The sequence below is a fragment of the Thetidibacter halocola genome, from assembly GCF_018224955.1.
Lineage (GTDB): Bacteria > Pseudomonadota > Alphaproteobacteria > Rhodobacterales > Rhodobacteraceae > Thetidibacter > Thetidibacter halocola.
Genome location: NZ_JAGTUU010000011.1, coordinates 21,769 through 36,538, shown reverse-complemented (window position 1 = coordinate 36,538; position 14,770 = coordinate 21,769). Strand labels below are relative to the sequence as shown.

Annotated in this window: 14 protein-coding genes and 1 tRNA gene; all 15 read right to left on the bottom strand. The window is 64.3% G+C overall.

Annotated elements, in window-relative coordinates:
- Positions 1 to 29: 29 nt before the first annotated feature.
- The 15 genes from KB874_RS21640 to KB874_RS21570 all read right to left on the bottom strand — a co-directional run bounded on the left by KB874_RS21640 (position 30) and on the right by KB874_RS21570 (position 14,645).
- On the bottom strand, positions 30 to 803 hold the full coding sequence (locus KB874_RS21640) for an L-iditol 2-dehydrogenase (RefSeq protein WP_212538652.1): 774 nt from the start codon (positions 801 to 803) through the stop codon (positions 30 to 32).
- A complete protein-coding gene (locus KB874_RS21635; RefSeq protein ID WP_212538651.1) occupies positions 800 to 1,804 on the bottom strand; it encodes an ABC transporter ATP-binding protein in 1,005 nt (334 codons plus the stop codon). Before KB874_RS21635 ends, KB874_RS21640 begins: the two co-directional genes overlap by 4 nt.
- Positions 1,805 to 1,814: 10 nt before the next feature.
- Complete coding sequence (locus KB874_RS21630; protein ID WP_212538650.1) at positions 1,815 to 2,645, bottom strand: carbohydrate ABC transporter permease; 831 nt, start codon at positions 2,643 to 2,645, stop codon at positions 1,815 to 1,817.
- A gap of 89 nt (positions 2,646 to 2,734) precedes the next feature.
- Positions 2,735 to 3,613: a carbohydrate ABC transporter permease gene (locus KB874_RS21625; RefSeq protein ID WP_212538649.1), complete on the bottom strand. Its 879-nt coding sequence runs from the start codon at positions 3,611 to 3,613 to the stop codon at positions 2,735 to 2,737.
- A gap of 115 nt (positions 3,614 to 3,728) precedes the next feature.
- Positions 3,729 to 5,036, bottom strand: coding sequence for an ABC transporter substrate-binding protein (locus tag KB874_RS21620; RefSeq protein WP_212538648.1), 1,308 nt, complete (start codon positions 5,034 to 5,036; stop codon positions 3,729 to 3,731).
- 88 nt (positions 5,037 to 5,124) lie between these two features.
- Positions 5,125 to 6,150 carry a LacI family DNA-binding transcriptional regulator gene (locus KB874_RS21615; protein WP_346346587.1) on the bottom strand — a complete coding sequence of 342 codons (1,026 nt, stop codon included), beginning with the start codon at positions 6,148 to 6,150 and terminating at the stop codon, positions 5,125 to 5,127.
- Positions 6,151 to 6,410: 260 nt separating this feature from the next.
- Positions 6,411 to 6,487 (bottom strand) — tRNA-Met (locus KB874_RS21610).
- Positions 6,488 to 6,605: 118 nt separating this feature from the next.
- Positions 6,606 to 7,919, bottom strand: a complete 1,314-nt coding sequence (locus tag KB874_RS21605) for an ATPase (RefSeq protein WP_212538647.1) — start codon at positions 7,917 to 7,919, stop codon at positions 6,606 to 6,608.
- Between the two features lie 95 nt (positions 7,920 to 8,014).
- Positions 8,015 to 8,515 carry a prepilin peptidase gene (locus KB874_RS21600; RefSeq protein ID WP_212538646.1) on the bottom strand — a complete coding sequence of 167 codons (501 nt, stop codon included), beginning with the start codon at positions 8,513 to 8,515 and terminating at the stop codon, positions 8,015 to 8,017.
- 7 nt (positions 8,516 to 8,522) lie between these two features.
- Positions 8,523 to 9,386: a tetratricopeptide repeat protein gene (locus KB874_RS21595; RefSeq protein ID WP_212538645.1), complete on the bottom strand. Its 864-nt coding sequence runs from the start codon at positions 9,384 to 9,386 to the stop codon at positions 8,523 to 8,525.
- 51 nt (positions 9,387 to 9,437) lie between these two features.
- A complete protein-coding gene (locus tag KB874_RS21590) occupies positions 9,438 to 9,998 on the bottom strand; it encodes a tetratricopeptide repeat protein (RefSeq protein WP_212538644.1) in 561 nt (186 codons plus the stop codon).
- 2 nt (positions 9,999 to 10,000) lie between these two features.
- Complete coding sequence (locus KB874_RS21585) at positions 10,001 to 10,972, bottom strand: type II secretion system F family protein (RefSeq protein WP_212538643.1); 972 nt, start codon at positions 10,970 to 10,972, stop codon at positions 10,001 to 10,003.
- A 13-nt stretch (positions 10,973 to 10,985) separates the two neighbouring features.
- Complete coding sequence (locus tag KB874_RS21580) at positions 10,986 to 11,951, bottom strand: type II secretion system F family protein (protein ID WP_212538642.1); 966 nt, start codon at positions 11,949 to 11,951, stop codon at positions 10,986 to 10,988.
- A gap of 6 nt (positions 11,952 to 11,957) precedes the next feature.
- Complete coding sequence (locus KB874_RS21575; protein ID WP_212538641.1) at positions 11,958 to 13,394, bottom strand: TadA family conjugal transfer-associated ATPase; 1,437 nt, start codon at positions 13,392 to 13,394, stop codon at positions 11,958 to 11,960.
- 15 nt (positions 13,395 to 13,409) lie between these two features.
- Positions 13,410 to 14,645, bottom strand: a complete 1,236-nt coding sequence (locus tag KB874_RS21570; protein ID WP_212538640.1) for a CpaE/TadZ family protein — start codon at positions 14,643 to 14,645, stop codon at positions 13,410 to 13,412.
- Positions 14,646 to 14,770: the final 125 nt, after the last annotated feature.

Sequence of the window (14,770 nt, the reverse complement as noted above, 5' to 3'; positions counted from 1 at the left end):
GGGTATTCCCCCTTGCGCGTTTCCGTCCATCAGCTCATCCAGTTGCCGCCGTCGACATTGTAGGTCTGGGCGACGATGTATTCGGCATCGTCCGAGGCCAGGAACACGGCCATCCCGGTCAGGTCGTCCGCCGTTCCCATGCGGCCAAACGGCACCGCCTCGCCGACTTCGCGTTTCTTCTGGCCGGGCGCCTTGCCTTCGTATTTCGCAAAGAAGGCGTCGACGCCGTCCCAATGCTCGCCATCGACCACGCCGGGCGCGATGGCGTTCACGTTGATGCCGTGCCGGATCAGGTTCAGCCCCGCCGATTGCGTGAGCGAGATCACCGCCGCCTTGGACGCACAGTAGACGGCGACGAGGGACTCGCCCCGCCGGCCCGCCTGCGACGCCATGTTGATGATCCGGCCCTTGATGCCTGCCTCGATCATGTGGCGGGCGACGGCCTGCATGGTGAACAGGCACCCCGCCACGTTGATCGCAAAGACGCGGTCGAAATCGCGGCGCTCGATCTCGATCAGGGGGGCGGCGGTAAAGATCGCGGCGTTGTTGATCAGGATGTCGATCTGCCCCAGCCCTGCAACCGTCTCGGTCACCGCGGCGTCGATGCTGTCCTGCCGCGTCACGTCCATCTCGACGGCGATGGCGGCTTCACCGATCTCTGCTGCAGAGGCCCGGGCGCGGACGATGTCGATATCGGCGATGGCCACGCGCGCGCCCTCGGCGACGTAGCGTCGGGCAAAGGCCAGGCCGATGCCGCGCGCCGCGCCGGTGATCAGCGCGGTCTTTCCTGCAAGCCGTGTCATGCGATGCGCAGCCCCTTGGCGTCGAACCGGTGCAGATGATCGAGGTTCGGCGTCAGAAAGACCTTGTCGCCATGACGCACCGGTATCTCGCCGCCGACGCGCACGGTCATCGGGCTGCATCCCGGAACGCCGTGAACGTGGATGAACGTGTCAGAGCCCAGGTGCTCGGCCACGCCGACTGTGCCGTGCCAGTGGCCCTCGGTGGTTGAGACGTCGATGTGTTCCGGCCGGATGCCGATCGTGTGGGCATCGTGCGCCGCCGCCTCCTTGCCTTCGATGAAGTTCATCTTGGGGCTGCCGATGAAACCGGCCACGAACTTGTTGCGCGGGGCGCGATACAGTTCCAGCGGGCTGCCGACCTGCTCGATCACGCCGGCATGCAGCACGACGATCTTGTCGGCCATGGTCATGGCCTCGACCTGATCGTGGGTGACGTAGACCATCGTGGTGGCCAGCTTCTTGTGCAGCTCGCTGATCTCCATCCGCATGCCGACCCGCAGCGCGGCGTCGAGGTTGGACAGAGGCTCGTCGAACAGGAAGGCCGCCGGTTCGCGCACGATGGCCCGCCCGATGGCGACGCGCTGGCGCTGGCCGCCCGACAGCTGGCCGGGCCGGCGGTCGAGGTAGTCGGTCAGGTTCAGCGCCTTGGCGGCGGCTGCGATCCGCTTGTCCTGCTCGGCCTTGTCCAGCCCCGCCATCCGCATCGGGAAGGCGATGTTCTTGCGCACCGTCATGTGCGGATACAGCGCGTAGGACTGGAAAACCATCGCCAGTCGGCGCTTGGCCGGAGGCAGGGAGGTGGCGTCCTTGCCGTCGATCTCGATCACGCCGCCGGTGGTGTCCTCCAGCCCCGCGATCAGTCGCAGGAGCGTGGACTTGCCGCAGCCCGAGGGGCCGACGAAGACGACGAATTCCCCGTCCTCGATTTCCAGGTCCAGCGGCGGGATGACGGTCACGTCGCCAAAGGACTTCTTGACCTGCTTCAGCTGAATGCGTCCCATGTGTCTTTCCTCACTTAACGGCGCCGAAGGTCAGGCCTCGGACAAGTTGTTTCTGGCTGAACCAGCCCAGGATCAGGATCGGGGCGATGGCCATGGTGGATGCCGCGCTGAGCTTGGCAAAGAACAGGCCCTCGGGGCTGGAATAGCTGGCGATGAAGGCGGTCAGCGGGGCGGCCTTGGCGGCGGTCAGGTTGAGTGTCCAGAACGCCTCGTTCCAGGCCAGGATGAAGTTCAGCAGCATGGTAGAGGCAATGCCGGGAATGGCCATCGGCGTCAGGATGTAGACGATTTCCTCGCGCAGTGTGGCGCCGTCCATCCGGGCCGCCTCGAGGATCTCGCCGGGGATCTCCTTGAAGTAGGTGTAGAGCATCCAGACGATGATCGGCAGGTTGATCAGCATCAGCACCACGACCAGGCCTGTCCGCGTGTCCAGCAGGCCGAACTTCACGAAGAGCAGCGAGATCGGATAGAGGACGCCGACAGCGGGCAGCATCTTGGTGGACAGCATCCACAGCAGGATGTCCTTGGTGCGCCGCGAGGGCACAAAGGCCATCGACCAGGCGGCAGGGACCGCGATCATGACCCCCAGCAGCGTCGAGAGACCAGAGATGATGACCGAGTTCCACAGGAAGCGCATGTAGTCCGATCGCTCCTGGACGACGGCGTAGTTTTCCAGCGTCCAGTCGAAGAAGAAGAACAGCGGCGGGTCGTTGATCGCCTGGGCCTCTGTCTTGAAGCTGGTCAGGATGGTCCAGTAGATCGGGAAGAAGATCAGCAGGCCGACGGCCCAGGCGGCGGCGGTGGTGATGATCTTTCGGCGGGTCGTGGTAGAGCGTGCCATGTCAGCGTCTCCCGTCCCGGCCTCGTGCCGGGACCTCTTGGGTGAGGGGGGCGACCCGGCCGAGGGCCGGAGCGCGACGGGTGCCTGGATCAGGCATCGAGGTTCTTTCCGACGATGCGCATCAGGAAGGCGGCGACGATGTTGGCGAGGATGATCGCATAGACACCGCCGGCGGAACCGAGCCCGATGTTCTGGCTGTCGATGACCCGCTGGAAGATCAGGTAAGTGAGCGTCCGGGTGCCGAAGGCGCCGCCGGTCGTGACGAAGATTTCGGCGAAGATCGACAGAAGGAAGATCGTCTGGATCAGGATCACGATGGTGATCGCCCGGCCGAGATGCGGCAGCACGATGTAGAAGAAGCGCTGCACGACCGGGGCGCCGTCCATTTCGGCCGCTTCCAGCTGTTCGCTGTCCAGCGACTGGATCGCGGTCAGCAGGATCAACGTGGCAAAGGGCAGCCACTGCCAGGAGACGATCATGATGATCGACTGCAGCGAGGCATCCGACAGCCAGGACACCGGCTCTGCCCCGAAGAAGCGCCACAGATGCGCCAGGATGCCGTTGACCGGATCCATGAACATGTTCTTCCAGACCAGCGCCGACACGGTCGGCATGACGAAGAACGGGGCGATCACGAGGATGCGGACGACGCCCTGTCCCCAGAACGGCTGGTCGAGCAGGATCGCCAGGAAGATGCCCAGGATCACGGTGATGGCCAGCACGCCGCCGACGATCACAAGCGTCGCCTGCACACTGGGCCAGAAGGAACTGGAGCCGATGAAGCGCACGTAATTCTCGAAGCCGACCCATTCGAGGCCGTTTTCGAGGGAGTCGCCGCGCATCGGCAGGTATTTCTTGAACGAGAAGAACAGCGTCATCGTCAGCGGCACCAGCATCCAGCCCAAGAGCAGGATCACAGCGGGCGCCATCATCAGACGGGCGGCGGATCGGGAATGCTGGGTCGCCATGGCAAGCCTCTTCCATTGACGGACGAGCCGTCTTTTCGCGGAACTCTGAGATGTAAAGAGTTTTTCTGGGGTCCGGGGGGCCGCCCTTGGGCCGCCCCCCGGTGGGGAGGAACGCTTAGCGGTAGCCCGCGGCTTCCATTGCGTCGTTGGTCAGGGCCTGCGCCTTGGCCAGGGCTTCGTCCACGGATTGCTGGCCGGCATAGACGGCCGAGAACTCCTGGCTGACTTCGGTCGCGATGCCCGCGAATTCCGGGATGGCGGCGAACTGGATGCCGACATAGGGAACCGGCTTGACCGTCGGGTTGTTCGGGTCGGCCGACAGGATCGAGTCCAGCGTCATCTTGGCGAAGGGCACTTCCATGTAGTTCGGGTTCTCATAGAGAGAGGTCCGCGCGCCCGGGGGAACGTTGGCCCAGCCTTCTTTCGCGGCCACGAGCTCGATGTAGTCCTTCGAGGTCGCCCATTCGATGAACTGCTTGGCCGCGTCGGTCTTCTGCGTACCGGCGGGGATCGCCAGCGCCCAGGCCCAGAGCCAGTTGGAGCGCTTTTCCACACCCTCGGAGTTCGGCGCCAGGGCAAAGCCCACCTTGTCGGCGACGCTCGAGTCGTTGGGGTTGGTCACGAAGGATGCTGCCACGGTGGCGTCGATCCACATGCCGCACTTGCCCTGCTGGAACAGCGAGAGGTTCTCGTTGAAGCCGTTGGTGGCATAGCCGGCCGGGCCCGATTCCGACATCATGCCGACGAAGAACTCCAGCGCCTCTTTCCACTCGGGCTGGTCGAACTGGGCGTTCCACTCTTCGTCGAACCAGCGTGCGCCGAACGAGTTGGCGGTGACGGTGATGAAGGCGCCGCCCTCACCCCAGCCGGCCTTGCCGCGCAGGCAGATACCGTTGATGTCGTTGGCGCGGTCGGTCATGGCCGCTGCGGCCTGGCGGATGAACTGCCAGGTCGGTGCCTCGGGCATCTCCAGCCCGGCCTTTTCCATCAGGTCGGTGCGATACATGATCATCGAGCTTTCGCCATAGAACGGCGCCGCAAAGAGCGTGCCGTCATAGCTGAGGCCGTTGCGCATGGCCGGCAGCAGGTCGTCGACGTCATATTCGGCGCTGAGGTCGTCCAGCGGGACGAGCCAGCCGTTCTTGCCCCAGATCGGAGTCTCGTACATGCCGATCGTCATGATGTCGAACTGGCCACCCTTGGTGGTGATGTCCGTGGTGACACGCTGGCGCAGCACGTTCTCCTCGAGGGTCACCCACTCGACCGTGTGTCCGGTCTTGGTGGTGAAATCCTCGGTCAGACCCTGCATGCGGATCATGTCGCCGTTGTTGACGGTTGCGATGGTAATGGTCTCGGCCTGCGCCGTGGCGCCGAACACGAGTGCGAGCGAAGTCGCCGCACGAAGTGCGTTTGCGAAGCTCATCCCTGTCCTCCCTATGCTTGGATGATGGCGCCAACATTGCAGCGAATGTCGATTCGCGTCAATAAAAAATTTACGCGCGTAAAATTACTCAGGCCGATGCGCGCAGGACCAGGTGCGCCGGAAACAGCGTTTCCTTGCGGTCGGCCAGGCTGCCGCCGGCGTCGATCACCTCCAGCAGGGTCTGCACGCTACGCTCTGCCACGGCCTCGTAATCATGCGCCGCCGTGGTCAGGGACGGGCAGGTGAAACGGGCAAAGGGATGGTCGTCATGCGAGGCCACGCGCAGCGCGCAGCCCTCGCCCCGGCCTACACGCAAGCCTCGGTCATAGCAGGCCGACAGAAGGCCGATGGCGAGGCGGTCGTTGCTGCACAGCACGGTGTTGCCGGGCAGGGCGCGGTCCTCGAAGGCGCGCAGCGCGCCTTGCCGCCCGATTTCCTCGAAGCCCCAGCCATCGCCCTCGATCTGGATCACCTGGGGTTCCAGCCCATGTCGCTGCATTGCGGCGATGTAGGCAGCGCGTCGCTTGTTCGCGTTGGGGTTGGCGGGCCTGCGCATCTCAAAGAAGCAGGGCGGCTCTCCGGTGCGGACCAGGTAGTCCACCGTCTGGTTGACGAAACTGAAATTGTCAGAGCCAACAAAGGCTTCGCCCATGCCGTCGATGTTGCTGTCGAACAGGACGGTGGGCACGTCGCGGCAGAATTTCTCGATCTCGGCCTTGTCCGATGCGCGGCCAAGCGGTGCCAGCAGCACGCCCGCCGGTTTCAGCGAGCGCAGGCTGTCGAGGATCTCTACCTCGACCTCGGGCCGGCCATAGGCGCTGAAGATGAAGGGGCGATAGCCCGCCTGGATACTGCGCTGCTCGATGGCGCGGGCGTGCTCGGCGAACACCGGGTCGGACAGGAACGGCACCACGATGCCGACATTCTTGGTCAGCTTGCGGTTCTGGTTCATCGCGAACAGGTTGGGGCGGAATTCGTAGCGTTCCAGCGCCTTCTCGATCCGCTCGCGGGTCGAGGGGCGGACGCTTTCGGGGTCGTTGAAATACTTCGACACCGTCGGGCGCGAGATGCCGCTGCGCGCCGCGAACTCCTCCATGTTGCGAATCTTCTTCACGCTGTCCAATCCCGGCCAAGCGACCGCTTTGATGCCGTGGGCATGCTTTCTCCTACCCGCCAAGTTTTCTTATCGCGCGCAAAAAATCAATCGTCTTGTGTTCATTCCCATTCGACGGCGGCCCTATTTCGACTGCCAATCCGCCCCGAAACCAGAACCTGACGCGCCCCTTGGCGCCTGTCGATGGCACCGCGGGGGGCAGCGTCCGGCCAGCATCGGCAGTGCCTGTCCCGTGAGCATCCGGATGTGAGAGAGGGGTGTGGTGGCGTGGGGGGGACTCGAACCCCCGACCTAACGATTATGAGTCGTTCGCTCTAACCAACTGAGCTACCGCGCCAACGTGGCGGGTGATTAAGCGGACGGGGCAGGGGCGTCAAGGGGCAATTGGGCGGAATGCGCCGTGTATCGCCGCGATGGGTCGGAACGGTCCGCGCGGTCGCGCGCGGATCCGGCCGTCACTTCACGATATGCTCGTCGCGGACGAACATGTTGCCCCAGGCGCGGTCCACCAGTTCCGGCGTCATCTTGTAGGGCCAGCCCTCGAAGTCGCAAACGGCGATCATCTGGTCGACCAGGAAGACGGGCTGGTAGTTCGCGTAGACGTTGCCGATGGTGGGATACTTCGTCTTGAGCAGGTGCACGAGGCTGGCCTCGTCCAGCTGCATCTTCTTCTTGCGGGCCACCAGCGCGAAGATCTTGAGGAAGTCCTCCTGGGCGGGGCCGTCGATCTTGATCTTGAAGAAGATCCGGCGCAGCGCGGCCTGGTCGAAGATCTCGTTGGGATGGAAGTTGGTCGAGAAGATCACCAGCGTGTCGAAGGGCACCTCGAACTTCTCGCCCGATTGCAGCGCGAGGATGTCCTTGCCCTCTTCCAGTGGGACGATCCAGCGGTTGACCAGCTTCTGCGGCGGTTCGGCCTGGCGGCCGAGGTCGTCGACGATGAAGATCCCGCCGGTCGATTTCAACTGCAAGGGCGCCTGGTAGGTGCGGGCGGTCGGGTTATAGACGAGGTCGAGCATGGACAGCGACAGCTCGCCGCCGGTGATGACCGTGGGCCTCTGGCACAGCATGTAGCGACGGTCGAAGCGCGACGTGCGGCGCAGGCTGTTGGGGTTGTCCGAATCGTCCTCGGCGCGGGAATGCACGATCGGGTCATAGACCGAGATCACCTGGCCGGAATACTCCAGCGCGAGCGGCACATAGATACGGTCGCCCATCGCGTCGCGGATGCCGTTCGAGATCGAGGACTTGCCGTTGCCGGGCGGGCCATACATCAGGATCGAGCGACCGGAGGACACGGCCGGGCCGAGATTCGAGATCAGGTTCTCCGGCAGGACCAGGTGGCTCATCGCACCGGTCAGTTGCTCGCGCGAGATATGGATGTTGCGGATCGACTGGCGCGAGACCTGCTCGCGATACATCTCCAGCGGCACCGGCATCGGGCCGAAATACTCGGACTGCGCCAGCGCATCCAGCGCGCGGGCCTTGCCGCTGTCGGTCAGCTGGTAGGGCATCTCGGCGGACGTGGCGCCGCCTGGCCCCAGCGTGCCCATCGCCTCGAGCAGACCCTGGCTACGCGCCGAGTCGATCAGTTCCTGGGTGATGGGAACGGGCAGGCAGACGGCCCGCGCCAGCGTGGTGGGCAGGTTGGTGTTCTTGCGGAACAGGGTCTTGAGCAGGATGTCCCGCATCATCACCGGCGACAGCCCGACATCCTCCAGCCGACGTGGTGGGGGCGGTGCGGTCACCTCTCCGATCTGCATGTTCATGGCTCGGCCTCCGGTTTCTTGTGTTGGGCACAAGATCGCGCGGCTTTGTGGCAAATCAGGGGCTTGGGCGGGGATGTTTCTTGGCCCCCGCAGGCTCAGGCCGGGCGGCCGATCCAGATGCCGAGCAGCAGGTAGATGGCCAGCGTGCCGCCCAGGGCCAACCCCATCGGGAAACGCTGCCCGCTTTTCCAGCTGACCCAGTCGGGCGCGAGGCGGCGCAGGGCCGTGTGCTTGGCCAGGCGATGCGCGCTGAAGGCCGCCAGCAGGGTCGCGGCAAACAGGAAGACCAGCAGCCGCAGGTCTCCGATATGGATGAATGGGGCGGCGGCGGCGGCGAACTTGGCATCGCCCGCGCCCATCGCCCCGCCCGCGTTCAGCGCGATCCCCGCCACCAGGACAACGGCCAGGTGCAGGTAGCGCCACAGGTAGGCGTCCAGCGGCAGGGCGATCAGCCCCACCACGGCATAGATGATGAACAGCGCCACGACGGCATGGTTCCGGATGCGCATCGTCGCCATGTCCGTCCAGCAGACATAAAGACAGAGCGGCACCACGAACGGTGCGAACCACAGGGCGGCGCTGGCGGCGATGTCCATCGCCGCCTCAATTCGTGACGCTGGCTTCGAGCGCGTCGAGCGAGCGCGCCGCTTCCTCGAAATGCTGGGGATGGGTCTCGATCGCCTCGCGCATCAGGCCCTTGCCGATCTGCACGTCGCCGCGCTTGACCGCCGCAAGGCCCAGCGTGTGCAGCAGGTTGGCGCGTTCGATCTGCGTCATCGGCACCACGGGCAGCGTGTAGTTGCCCTGCGCGCCGCGGGCGAGAACAAGGTTGTTCTTGGCGGTGAACAGCGAGCGGTCCTGCCGGATCGCGTCGATGAACAGCCGCTCTGCACCCGCGAAGTCGCCGCGCGACAGCTTGGAATAGCCCCAGTTGTTCAGCACGTTGGCGGGCTGGGTCGTCAGGCCGACGGCGGTTTCATAGAAACTGTCGGCCTTGTCCCATTCCTTGTTGCCGTCGGCGATCATCGCCTCGAGCCGGTAGCGCTTGAAGGTCTCGACGGTGGGCGGGATCGCGTCCAGAACCTGCTCCGCCTCGGCCCAGTCGTTGGCGCGGATCAGAGTGTCGGCCAGTTCGACCCGGTCGCCGGGCGTGCTGGCGGGATCGGCCACGACCTCGGCCCAGGCGCGTTTCGCCTCGGGGATGCGCTTGGCCTTGACCAGCGAGGCGGCGAGGCCGCGCTTGAGGTCCAGGCGCTCCGGGGCGTTGGCGCTGGCGCGCTCGAAATAGGTCACCGCCTCGTTCGGATCGCCTGCCGACAGCATGACGTCGTTGAGGTTGGATTCGTCGATGACGTTCAGGCTGTCCTGGAACTTTCGGTCGACGGCGTTCTTGTCAATCGTCTTGTCACAGGCCGACAGCGCGGCGATGCCCGCCACGCAAACGGAAACGAGGATAGGGTGGCGCATGTGCCTGCGTCCTTTATACTGCTCTGCCTCTCGTGGCCGGTTCTCGTTTTTCTACCGGTTCGGCCGGATCTGGTAGATCCCGCTGCCCCGGCGCACCAGCCTGAATTCTTCTTCACTACCCAAAGCATAATCCGAATTGTCAAGTTTTGCGAGAGCCAAGCGAAGATTGTCGCGGATTGAGTCACTTTCGCCATTGTCCAGCGCATAGGCCTTGCGGAACACCTGCGCCGCCTCGGCAACCTTGCCGCGTTCGATCAACACGACGCCCAGGTTGTTCCAGGCCTCGGGCCAGTCGGGTTCCTGCCGCACGGCCAGCCGCAGCAGTTGTTCGGCCTGGTTCAGCCGCCCCAGCCCGAGGTTGGCCGAGCCGAGGCCCACCGCGACCTCGCCGGTCATGCCTTCCTCGCCCGCGGCGCGGGTGAAGGCGTCCAGCGCCAGGTCGTATTCGCCGGCATCCATCAGCCGGTGGCCCACTTCCAGCCCGCTGACCGACTGCCCGCGCGGATCGAGGCCGGGGGCAAAGACCCGGTCCCCGGGCGCGCCGAGGCCGCCTGCGGAACAGGCGGCCAGAAGGCTGGTCAAAAGGGCGGCTCCCACGAGGGGTAAGCGCATGGTTACTTCCCGATATTGCCCATCTCGGTGATGCCCACCGCCGAGGGACCGACCAGGATGATCAGCAGCGGAGGCACCGTGAGCATCATAGTGGTCAGCGTCATCTTTGTCGGCAACTTGTTTGCCGCTTCTTCGGCACGCATGACCCTTTTGTCACGCATTTCCCCCGCGTAGACGCGCAGCGCGTCGGAAATCGAGGTGCCGAAGGTCTGCGCCTGGTTCAGAACGGTGACGAAACTCGATACGTCCTGCACGCCGCAGCGTTCGCCCATGTCGTTGAGCACCTGGCCCTTGTCCTTGCCGGCCTTCATCTCGTGGCTGATGATGGCGAATTCGTCGGCCAGAGACGGGAAGGATGCGTGCAACTCTTTCGAGATACGCACGATCGCCTGGTCCATCGACTGGCCTGCCTCGACGCAGACCAGCATCATGTCCAGCGCGTCAGGGAAACCCTGCTGGATCTCTTCCTTGCGCTTTTCCATACGCTTGTTGACCCAGTACTTCGGCGCCATGTAGCCCGCGGCGCCGGGGCCGAGGATATACATCAGCTTCTGCTGCATGGTCGCGTCGCCGGAGTTCTTGAACAGCAGGAAGTACGCCACGCCGACACCCAGCAGGCCGAGGCCCAGCGCGAACTGCGCGAAATAGTAGATCTGGACCGCGTCCTTGCTGCGATAACCCGCCTGAAGCAGCTTCATCCGGATGTCGGACAGCTCCTTCTCATTCTGTGGCTCGAGGAACTGCGCATACTTGTTCAGCTTCTCGTTGCGCCGCTTGTCGCGCAGGATGGCGCGGGTTTCCGCGTCCATTTTCTGCTGGCCGGTCTTGCGCAGCTTGTCCATCGGATCGGACTTGGAGGCCAGCATCATCGGCACGGTTGCGACGATCATCAGGAAGGCGAGGCCGGCAACCACCATCAGCGGTCCGGCCGGTCCAAGAAGGTCGACGATACTGTCGTTGAGTTCTGCGATCATGGCGGGTTTCTCCTCAGACCTTGATGTTCACCAGCGCGCGCATCACGAAGATGTTCAGCGTCAGCATGATGCCCACGATGAAGCAGGCGGGGATGAACCACGGGTGATCCAGCACTTCGTCGTAATAGTCGGGCTTGGCCACCTGGATGAAGATCAGCGCGCCGACCGGGAAGGCGGACAGGAACTTGCCCGACCATTGCGCCTCGGCGGTGATCGCCTTCACCCTGCGGAACAGGCGGAAGCGGGCGCGGATCACCTTGGCCAGGCCGTCGAGGATCTCGGCCAGGTTGCCACCGGCCTGCTGCTGGATCGCCACGGCCACGGCGAGAAAGCGCAAATCCTGCATGTCCAGCCGTTCGGCCATGTGCTTGAGCGCCTCGCCAATGTCGCGGCCATAGGTGGATTCGTCGGCGATGATGCCGAACTCGGTGGCCAGCGGGTCCTTGATCTCTTTCGAGACGATCGAGATCGCGGACGAAAACGGATAGCCGGTGCGCAGTGACCGCACCATCAGCTCGACCGCGTCGGGCAGTTGTTCCTCGATCAGCGAGAGGCGCTTCTTGGCCTTGTGGTTGATCCACATGTAGACGCCACCCACGCCCATCACCGCCGCCATCAGCGCGCGCACCGGCAGCGAGGCCTCGGTGCCGGCGGTCAGGCCGATGAAGGAAAAGACGCTGACCGCGACCATCAGCATGATCAGCTGTTTCGGCGTGAATGCGATGGCCGCCTTCTGCGCCTTGTCCGCGAGCACGGAATACAGCGGCAGAGAGCGGCTTTGCATGTGCTGGTCCATCTCCTTGCGGAGCTTGGCCAGCACTTCCTCGCGGCGGTTGTTGCCCTTTTCGAGCATTTCCAGCCGGCGATTGACCTTGCTGTTGAGGCTGATCGACTTGCCGAAGGCGACCAGATAGACCCCCTCGACGAGGATCAGAACGCCCAGGAAGATCATGCCGTAGATGATCGGTTCTGCACTCATGACGGGTTACTCCGGTCTGAAGGGTTCGTAGATCGACGGCGGGATGTCGTAACCCCACATGCGGAAGCGCTCGCTGTAATGGCTGCGCACGCCGGTCGCAGTGAAATGGCCGATGATCTTGTTGTCAGGGGTCAGGCCGACTCGCTGGAAGCGGAACAGTTCCTGCATCGAGATCACGTCGCCTTCCATGCCGGTGATCTCGGTGATCGAGGTCATCCGGCGCGAACCGTCCTGGAGGCGGGAGGCCTGCACGATCAGGTTGACGGCGCTGGCGATCTGGCTGCGCATCGCCTTCAGCGGCATCTCGATCCCGGCCATGGCGATCATGTTTTCAAGTCGCGCCACGCCGTCACGGGCGCTGTTGGCGTGGATCGTGGTCATCGATCCGTCGTGGCCGGTGTTCATCGCCTGAAGCATGTCGATGACTTCCTCGCCGCGCGTCTCGCCGACGATGATGCGATCGGGACGCATCCGCAGCGCGTTCTTGAGGCAGTCCCGCGGCGTGACCGCGCCCTTGCCCTCGACGTTGGGCGGGCGGCTTTCCATCCGGCCCACATGGCTCTGTTGCAGCTGGAGTTCGGCGGTGTCCTCGATCGTCAGGATGCGCTCGCTGTCGTCGATGAAGCTGGACAGCGCGTTGAGCGTGGTCGTCTTGCCCGAGCCCGTGCCGCCCGAGACGATGATGTTCAGACGGGTGGCCACAGCGGCCTGAAGGTAGACGGCCATTTCCTCGGTGAAGGCGCCGAAGCGGATCAGGTCGTCGATCCCCAGCTTGTCCTTCTTGAATTTCCGGATCGAGACCAGGCTGCCGTCGATGGCGATCGGCGGCACCATCGCGTTGAAACGCGAGCCATCCGAAAGGCGGGCGTCGACGTAGGGGTTGCTTTCATCGACGCGCCGGCCGACCGCGGACACGATCTTATCGATGATCCGCATCAGGTGGCGTTCGTCCTTGAAGGTCACGTCCGACAGGGTCAGCTTGCCGCCCCGTTCGATGAAGACCTGATGCGGCCCGTTCACCAGGATGTCCGAGACGCTGTCATCCTTGAGCAGGGTTTCGAGCGGGCCCAGACCCTTGACCTCGTCATAGAGGTCGTTGCCCAGCATCCGCCGCTCTTCGCGGGTCAGGACGATGCCGCTTTCCTGGAGCGCCTCGGTGGCGATGTCGTTGATCTCTTCGCGCAGTTCAGACTCGGTGGCCTGGTCCAGAGCGGCGAGGTTCAGGTTTTCCAGCAGCGCGCGGTGCAACTCAAGCTTGATCTCGCCAAGCCGTTCCTTGCGCTTCTTCTCCTTGTCCTGCGGCGCGGTCTGCGCCGGCACGGTCGGCTTCTGCTTGCGCATGACCGTGGAAACGGGCGCGGGCGCCATGCTCGTCGATGCGGTGGCCGTGCTGGCGACCGGCTTGGCGTCTGTCACCTGGGTCTTCTTGTATCTCGAAAACATCGGTGTTCAGTCCTTTCAGGCTGCCTCGGAGTCGGTTGCGCCGACGGAGATCAGGCTGGTGGCCAGCTTTACGATCTCCTTGCGCAGGGGGTTCTTGGCGGAATGCACCGCCAGCGGTTCGCCGTGATCGCAGGCCTGCGTCACCACGTGCCCGCCATCGGGCAGGCGCACATCCAGCGCGATGCCCAGGCTTTCGGCCATGCGCTTGACCCGCGCCTTGCCTTGCAGGTCGGTGAACTTGGGCGCGCGGTTCAGCACGAAGCGGATCTTGCCAAAGGGCAGGTCCTCGGCCTGGAGGGCCCGCTTGAGCCGAAGCGTGTTCTGGGCCGAGCGCATGTCGAGCTCGACCAGCGCGAAATAGACCTGCGCCTCGGTCAGGACGGTCTCGCTCCAGTTGACGAGGGTCGAGGGCATGTCGACGATGACAAAGTCGAAATGCTCGCGTGCCACGTCCAGCAACCGGTGCACCTCGGCCGGGCCGATCATGTCCAGCGGCAGGATGTCGGGCGGCGCGGTAAAGACCTGCACCTTACCGTCATAGACCTCCAGCGCCTGGGCAAAGCTGTCTTCGTCGAGATGCTCGGGGTTGGCCAGAAGCTCGATCACCGCGTCGCGGCGGTTGAGGTCGAGATAGGTCGCCACCGAACCGAATTGCAGGCCGAGGTCGATGATGCAGACGCGCGGCGCGTGCTCCTTCTTGGAGGTGGCCAGCTCGTAGGCGAGGTTCACGGCCAGGGTCGTGCCGCCGGCGCCGCCTGCGATCGACTGCACCGCGATCAGCACGCCGTCGCCGCCACCCGACAGCTTGACCTTTTCCTTCTCGGGTGCGGGCGCAGGGCGGGCGGCATTGCGCATCCGCTCGACCGCGGCGGCCAGTTCGCCCTCGGGCAGGGGGTAGGGCACGAATTCGTCCGCGCCCAGCCGCAACAGCTGGTGCAGCGCAGCGGGTGTCACGTCTTCGGCGATCAGGACCGTCTTGATGCGGGCCTGCGCGGCCCCCTGGATGATGGCGCCGAGGCGGCCGATGTCGTTTTCGTCCTGCGCGTCGATCGCCATGGCGACGAATTCTAGATGGGCCGCCTCGGGTTGCGTCAGGAAGGCCAGAGCCTCGTCAAAACCCAGGTCGCCCCATTGCTCGCCCAGGATCGATTCCATATCCTCGATCAGAAGATCGAAGTTCTGCACGTCGCGGCTGATCGTACACCCCCGGATCGGTGCAGGAGCATCCGGTGTTTTCGTCATACTCGCCATCTTGCCTCAGGTCCTTTCGAAGCCGCTCCGGTTTGAGGCGAAAGGACCCGCGCGGGGCCGCCCCGTTCCGAATGCGCGCGCCGGGTCTGACTCGGCACATTGATCCTTGCCGGACAAGGTCGCTG

Coding starts and splice junctions, on each gene's coding strand:
- KB874_RS21640 (WP_212538652.1), bottom strand. CDS start 803: ATGACACGGCTTGCAGGAAAGACCGCGCTGATCACCGGCGCGGCGCGC.
- KB874_RS21570 (WP_212538640.1), bottom strand. CDS start 14,645: ATGGCGAGTATGACGAAAACACCGGATGCTCCTGCACCGATCCGGGGG.
- KB874_RS21605 (WP_212538647.1), bottom strand. CDS start 7,919: ATGAACATGCAGATCGGAGAGGTGACCGCACCGCCCCCACCACGTCGG.
- KB874_RS21625 (WP_212538649.1), bottom strand. CDS start 3,613: ATGGCGACCCAGCATTCCCGATCCGCCGCCCGTCTGATGATGGCGCCC.
- KB874_RS21580 (WP_212538642.1), bottom strand. CDS start 11,951: ATGAGTGCAGAACCGATCATCTACGGCATGATCTTCCTGGGCGTTCTG.
- KB874_RS21635 (WP_212538651.1), bottom strand. CDS start 1,804: ATGGGACGCATTCAGCTGAAGCAGGTCAAGAAGTCCTTTGGCGACGTG.
- KB874_RS21575 (WP_212538641.1), bottom strand. CDS start 13,394: ATGTTTTCGAGATACAAGAAGACCCAGGTGACAGACGCCAAGCCGGTC.
- KB874_RS21600 (WP_212538646.1), bottom strand. CDS start 8,515: ATGGACATCGCCGCCAGCGCCGCCCTGTGGTTCGCACCGTTCGTGGTG.
- KB874_RS21585 (WP_212538643.1), bottom strand. CDS start 10,972: ATGATCGCAGAACTCAACGACAGTATCGTCGACCTTCTTGGACCGGCC.
- KB874_RS21620 (WP_212538648.1), bottom strand. CDS start 5,036: ATGAGCTTCGCAAACGCACTTCGTGCGGCGACTTCGCTCGCACTCGTG.
- KB874_RS21595 (WP_212538645.1), bottom strand. CDS start 9,386: ATGCGCCACCCTATCCTCGTTTCCGTTTGCGTGGCGGGCATCGCCGCG.
- KB874_RS21630 (WP_212538650.1), bottom strand. CDS start 2,645: ATGGCACGCTCTACCACGACCCGCCGAAAGATCATCACCACCGCCGCC.
- KB874_RS21590 (WP_212538644.1), bottom strand. CDS start 9,998: ATGCGCTTACCCCTCGTGGGAGCCGCCCTTTTGACCAGCCTTCTGGCC.